Genomic DNA, 6,113 nt, shown 5'->3' on the forward strand with positions numbered 1-6,113 from the left:
AGCTCAAAACCAATGCCCTTGATCCCGTTCATTCGTTCTGCCGGAATCTCCTGATAAATGCGGATTGCTTCCTCCAAAGACAGGTTATCGTGGTATTCTCCGAGGTTTGGAAATTCCATGCACTCTGCTACATAGTAGGTCAGATCGCCGGTCTGCTGTCTATCAGATACCTTAGCGGCATCTTCTGGCTGCTCTATCGGGGCGGGTTCCGGCTCTACCTTTGCATGAGGGTCGATTCCGCGCTCTTTGCAGATTTCCTTATAGTGGCGCTCAATGTCGGAGATCAAAGTGCCGGAGGTTCTGTTGATGGTCTCCAAACTGGCTCTCAGCTCTTTCAGCTCTTTGCCCTGGCTCCAGCTTGCAATATAGCCGAAGCTGTTTTCTCCGGTCTCGATGCCAAAATACTTGCAGACCGCATAGGAGATGCTTTCAGCCTCCACTTCCTCCGTGTGGCGGTTTTTGATTGCCCGTTTTTCTGCGGTTGGATCTTCCTCAACTGCAAGACGCCATTCAAACTGATTTTCGTCCACATAACGCCAATCCATATCAGAAGCAAACTGTTCGGCTTCTTTTTCTGTGGCAAAATCCAACTTGAAATCATGTTTGGTTCCACCTTCACTCTCCTGCACAACCTTCCATGACGGTAGCATTTCATATTTTTTAGGGTCATGGAGCTTGCTGTGGGCAATCTCGTGTACTGTGGCTGAAACCGTCTGAACCTCACTCATGCCCTGACGAATGGCAATTTTCTGATGATCAGCAGAAAAATAGCCGTCCGTATCAGCGGCCATTGCTTCAAAAGTAATCGGCACCGGTGCGCTGCGGCGCAGGGCCTCCATGAATGCCTCATAATTTGGCACATTGCCGGAAAGGGATGATGCAAGCTCCGGCAAAGGTTTCCCGTCGGTCTGACTCACATCAAAGACCTTGACCGGACGAAACATGGGAATCTCGATTTCTTTTTCCTCTGTGACGATCTTTCCGTCTTTATCCAGAATCGGAGCCTTGGTATCTGGGTCCAGCTTCTGCTCCTCGATTTTCTTCTTATACGGTGTGGGAGCGATGATGGTAATGCCATGCTCGCCCTTTTTTACATGACGCTCAAACTGGTCTTTCCACTTATTGTATCCGGCTACCAATGTGGCGTCCGGCTTCTGCATATAGATGAGCATGGTGTTGTTTACCGAATAGCGGTGGAAGCGGGACATGACGGACAGATAACGCATATACTTTTCGCTTTCAAACAGTTCTTTGATACCCTGCTCGATACCATCTGTGATTTCCCTTAGCCGTTCTCGATTGGTGGGTTTATTCTCAGCCATGATTTTCAATCTCCTTTCCAAGTGTGTGATTTCTGCTGTGTGTTCTGCAATCCATGCCTTTTGTTCTTCTTCACTTTCATAAAGAAAAAGGTCCAGCAGGTACTCTACATAGGGTTTCTTCTGGATTGCTTCCACAAAGCGGGGGTGCGGTTCTTCCTCCGGTGTCCTGGGAGAACGGTCGGCTTCCCATTTTTTCAGCAGATAGTAGTAATCAGACAGTACACGATAGCAGCGCTGTCGATCTTCCCGAAACTTCTGTGCCTCGTTTTTTTGCCGGACATATCTCCTGCGGGGCGGGGCCTGACTATCATAGATCAGGCCAAAGTCCTGTGCCAGTTTCTCTGCCGCTTCTTTTGGGGAGAGGTTAAAGAGCTTTGCGGTAAAGTCGATCACATCCCCATCTGCACCACAGCCAAAGCAGTGGAACCGCTGGTCTACCTTCATGCTGGGGTTCTTATCATCGTGAAAGGGACAGCAGGCCATGCCAGTTCGACTGACTTTTATCCCGTAAAACTCTGCCGCTTCTCTGGTGCTGACCGACTGCTTGACCGCTTCAAATACATTCTCTGCCATGTGCCTTTAACTGCCGGACTTTTTCACAGGGGGCTGGTATCCGGCGGCTTTCGCACGCTCACTGGCAGCTTTGCGACGCTCGGCGCTGTATGGCTCCCGGACTGATACACACCGCTTAGGAACGGTAAAGTTATGGGCGTCCTTTCGGGTAATCTGGTCGGGGTGCTTTTTTGCCAGCAGTTCCAGCTTCTCCATCAGACGGGGATCGTGAGTGTAGACCTCAGCCATTGGTTCTGCCTGGTTATAGAGGAGAATGGTTTCCCGTTCCACTAAAGAGAGCTTCATCGGCTGCCTCCTTTCCGCCGGTCAAATTCCAGCTTGAAGTTGGCATACTGTCCATCGTCCTCCAAAACCACAGTGGCATCGTAGGTCTTGCCGGTTTTCTCCGAATATAACCCCGTCACACGGACACGGCCATCGTTCAGCAGCGCAGACACCACAGCCTTGGTCGGCTGTTTTTTCTTGGCAGCCCACCATTTGTTGTTTTTCCAGATTGCAAATTTGCAAGAATCATTCTGACAGAAGAAGCCTTTTTGCAGTTCTGCAACTTCACCGCCGCAGCGAGGGCATTTGCCCACCACCTCACGGGGCGGAGTGAACAGGTACTCAGTTCCCTTGATGACCTGATAAGTCCCCACCAGATCTTTCAGCATGGTGCTGATCCCGTCCAGAAACTCCTCTGGGGCAAGCTGCCCGCGCTCGATCTCGCCCAGGCGATACTCCCACTCGGCAGTCAGAAGCGGCGATTGCAGTTGTTCCGGCAGCACTGTGATCAGGGAAACTGCATCGTGGGAAGGGAGAAGCTGCACCGTTTTCCTGCTCTTTTTTCTTTCCAGAAAACCGGCAGATACCAGCTTTTCCAAAATACCGGCACGGGTGGCCGGTGTCCCCAGACCTTTTCGCTCGGCGTCCTCCGGCATATTCTCTTTTCCGGCAGTCTCCATTGCGGACAACAAGGTATCCTCTGAAAGCTTTTGTCAAGGGGGTGCGTGGATATTTTTCATATTACTTACGCAGATTCTCTCTCTGCTTCTGCCTGAATAATGCGTTTCAACCTGTCCTCCGCAGTCAAACCGCTACTATGGTCAAAAAACACTTTGACTTTATAATTTGTTTTGCCTTGCTTAATCACAAAAACTCCATCCGGTTTGTTTTTCTCCGAATGGTTATTTTGGGTGGGTAGTGTACTGTTCACAATATTTGTCATACGATATTCCTCCTTAAATGAAAAAAGCCCGACAAGGAAAGGTCTGACAACGAAGTTCCGACAACGGACATCAGAAAACCTTTTTTCTTTATCGGGCGATACTATCTTTTTACTATTTCCTTTTTCTTTATAATATTGGTTGTCATGGTTGTCAGAGAGGGAAAAGTGCCGCAATATCAAGGCTTTCGGGATTTTTACCCGACAACCAGACCGACAACCGGCTCGACAACCGAAGCGACAACTGGCTTTTATTTTTGCTTCAACCATTCTTCCGGAAGCCCTAACTGTTCCATTTCCTCTGTCGGGATTTCTTGAAAACCATCCATGCTGTTGTCAGGCTCGTTGTCGTTCCTGATACGCTCCCAGCCTTTTTGTCTGCGGTAAGGCTCTGGAAAATACCTCGGATTGCTGAACGCCCTCCAGCCTGTGACAGCGTTATTCATAATGTCATTGATCTCTCGCAGTTCCCATTGTTTCGGTTCGTCATAATCATGCCCCAGTGCTTCTTTGTAAAGCTGTTTGGAGCAGACTATGCTGCCGGAATAGCGTTCCAGATAATCTAAAATCTGTCCTGCCTTTGTGTCCTCCGGCATAAAGTCCTTTTGGTGGGCTTTCAGATAAGCGTTCATAGCCGGACTGAATCTCAGACGGAAATTGCCGCTTCTGTAAATCTCCATAGCTTCTGCCCACATCTGATTGATATACTCTCTGGAAGCCTGTTCATCCGCCAAAATATGAACCTCAGCCCTTTCAGGATAGACCATAACCGGAACGAAGCGGCGGTTGCCTGTTCGGTCAAGGGGAAGAAAGTCAAGGGTATTAGAAGAACCTCCAAACACACATTGTCGTTTTCTGTCTGCCGGATGTGTTTCATAGGGTATCTTATAGGTTTCCTTTTGTCGGCTCAGAAAGGACTTGATTTCTTCAATGCTCTTAGCGTTGGCAGTTGCAATCATTTCCGACATTTCAATAATCCAATGCCCCTGCATTTTGCGGTACACATTTTCATCATCCAGCTTTTTCAAATCATCAGAGAACCAGTCATCATTGACCGCAAGCAAACGGAAGAAAGAGGACTTTCCGGCTCCCTGACCGCCTACAAGACAGAGCATTACCTCAAATTTACACCCCGGCTTAAAGGCTCGTGAGATAGCACCCAACAGAAACAACTTCAATGCTTCATAGGTGTAATCATCTGTATCAGAACCGAGAAAGCGGTGCAGACAGAAGCGTATGCGTTCCGTTCCGTCCCATTGCAAGGCATTGAGAAAATCACAGACAGGGTGGTAACGGTTTTCATTGGCAATAACCGCAACTGCGTCTATGATTTTCTTCTCTACGGTCAATCCATAGTTTTCTTCAAAATATAGGAGCAGATATTTCACATCCACATCCGTCAATGTCGGGCTGTCACGATACCAACCGAGGGGCTTCACAATGTCGATTCTTTCGGTCAGAAGATTTTTTCGGATAGCCCCTTTCAAAAGCGGGTCATATTGCAGAACACGCTTATAATTTGCGGCAGTATTATAAACCTTACCTTTCTCGCTCTGCTCTAAGCTGTTTCGGATTTCTTCTACTGTGCATGGTTCTGTCTGCTGACAGTTCTGCAATTCGCTGTTCAAGTTTTAACACCTCCTTTCTCTGTTCTGCCACAAGTGCTTTTCGTTCCTCCAATGAACCATACAGAAGAATATCAAGCAGATATTCGATATAGTTCTTCTTATGCAGTGCTTCTGCAAACAGGGGATTCCATTCCTCATCCGGCTGTTTAGGAGCGTATTTCTTTTCCCATTCTCTAAGAAGATGAAAATAATCCGTCAGCACCTTGTAGTAATGATTTTCTCCTTTTTGATACTTCTGTTCTGGTGTCGGCTCACGAATACGAGGGCGGACACTGGGCTTTTGTCGGCTGTCATAGTTAAGACCAAAATCTTCAGCAAGTTTGACAGCAGCTTCCCTCAGCCCGATACCGAATAGCTTCGCTGTGAGATCAACAGCGTCTCCGGTTGCTCCGCAGCCAAAACAGTAATAGCGTTCATCCAGCTTCATACTGGGGGACTTATCTGAGTGAAACGGACAGCACGCCATACCTGTGCGACCCACTTTCAAGCCATAGGCTTCTGCGGCTTGTCGGGCAGTAACATTTTCTTTTACAACTTCAAATACATTCATGTGACTCCTTTCCTGAAACGAAAAAAGCACCTGTCATTTTCAAAACGAAAACAGCAAGTGCCTTAGAGTTCCATATTTAATTTTAGGTGCAAAAAAGCAGGAGACCTTTTCAGATTTCCTGCTTAGCAAAGCTGTGAAGATTTAATTGTGGTTGGGTTGCCAGTTATACAAACTGGAAATTTTCTTTTTAGAATGAATTATTTAATTTCTACAATAGCACCATATTTCGTATGCGGAAGATATTGTACCTTTAAATAAGTATTTTTATCAATATACCTTGAAAATACTGTGATTTCGATTTCATCATCTTTAACTTTATCATATAGAAAAACACTTCTTCTTTCAGAAGATATATCTGCACCACCATGAGATTGTTCAGTTACATATCCTTCTGCATAACTATACTGTTTGTTTATGATGTAAGGCATATCTAAAACAAAATCTTTCAAATATAAGATTAAAAGAATAGCTACTATAACAAGAATGGTATTAGCCAATCGAAGAAATATTATATCATTTTTTCCAGTATATTCTTTTTTTATCGCTTCTTTATCAAAAAATATCGAATAGATAAGTTTTCTTTTTTTAATTAGATAGATAATGCAAGCAATTAACGCTATAACAAATAATGAAACTCTTATAAACAATCTAAATATAGCAAAATCCATAATATCATCCCCTTAAACTTCAAGTTTGTTGCTTACATTATACTTCATCAACCTAAAGAATGGAAGATTTTTTTGTAAGCGTCAAATAAAACAGTGTATAGAAAAATAACCGTCAGCCTTTTATACTAAAAGGTCAACGGTTATCGACAGAATTCTTTTACAAGAGGA

The 6,113-nt window shown here is 45.5% G+C and carries 6 protein-coding genes and 1 pseudogene; all 7 read right to left on the bottom strand.

The annotated features are described in order from the left end of the window. The coding region (locus tag OCV63_RS17025; protein WP_262670951.1) for a CHC2 zinc finger domain-containing protein at positions 1-1,895 on the bottom strand (1,895 nt) is incomplete at its 3' end. A 6-nt stretch (positions 1,896-1,901) separates the two neighbouring features. After that, the gene (locus OCV63_RS17030) at positions 1,902-2,180 is read right to left on the bottom strand and encodes a hypothetical protein (RefSeq protein WP_004798047.1); all 279 of its coding nucleotides are present in this window, start codon (positions 2,178-2,180) and stop codon (positions 1,902-1,904) included. Then, a pseudogene (locus OCV63_RS17035) lies at positions 2,177-2,872 on the bottom strand (DNA topoisomerase); the annotation flags it as partial. The gene OCV63_RS17030 and the pseudogene OCV63_RS17035, both read right to left, overlap by 4 nt. A 32-nt stretch (positions 2,873-2,904) precedes the next feature. After that, entirely contained in the window at positions 2,905-3,102 is a 198-nt protein-coding gene (locus OCV63_RS17040; RefSeq protein WP_003864557.1) for a hypothetical protein, read from the bottom strand. 248 nt (positions 3,103-3,350) lie between these two features. Beyond that, positions 3,351-4,727, bottom strand: a complete 1,377-nt coding sequence (locus OCV63_RS17045; protein ID WP_044930255.1) for a virulence-associated E family protein — start codon at positions 4,725-4,727, stop codon at positions 3,351-3,353. Further along, positions 4,639-5,277, bottom strand: coding sequence for a CHC2 zinc finger domain-containing protein (locus OCV63_RS17050; protein ID WP_158365404.1), 639 nt, complete (start codon positions 5,275-5,277; stop codon positions 4,639-4,641). The genes OCV63_RS17045 and OCV63_RS17050 overlap by 89 nt, the downstream gene beginning before the upstream one ends. Positions 5,278-5,474: 197 nt before the next feature. Next, positions 5,475-5,945 (bottom strand): hypothetical protein, encoded by a 471-nt coding sequence (locus OCV63_RS17055; protein WP_008394496.1) that lies wholly within the window; start codon positions 5,943-5,945, stop codon positions 5,475-5,477. Positions 5,946-6,113: the final 168 nt, after the last annotated feature.

This window comes from Laedolimicola ammoniilytica, assembly GCF_025567165.1.
GTDB lineage: Bacteria > Bacillota > Clostridia > Lachnospirales > Lachnospiraceae > Laedolimicola > Laedolimicola ammoniilytica.

What these genes read in the sequence shown, in the direction of transcription:
- OCV63_RS17030 (WP_004798047.1), bottom strand. Translation starts at nt 2,180, where the DNA reads ATGAAGCTCTCTTTAGTGGAACGGGAAACCATTCTCCTCTATAACCAG.
- OCV63_RS17055 (WP_008394496.1), bottom strand. Translation starts at nt 5,945, where the DNA reads ATGGATTTTGCTATATTTAGATTGTTTATAAGAGTTTCATTATTTGTT.
- OCV63_RS17050 (WP_158365404.1), bottom strand. Translation starts at nt 5,277, where the DNA reads ATGAATGTATTTGAAGTTGTAAAAGAAAATGTTACTGCCCGACAAGCC.
- OCV63_RS17040 (WP_003864557.1), bottom strand. Translation starts at nt 3,102, where the DNA reads ATGACAAATATTGTGAACAGTACACTACCCACCCAAAATAACCATTCG.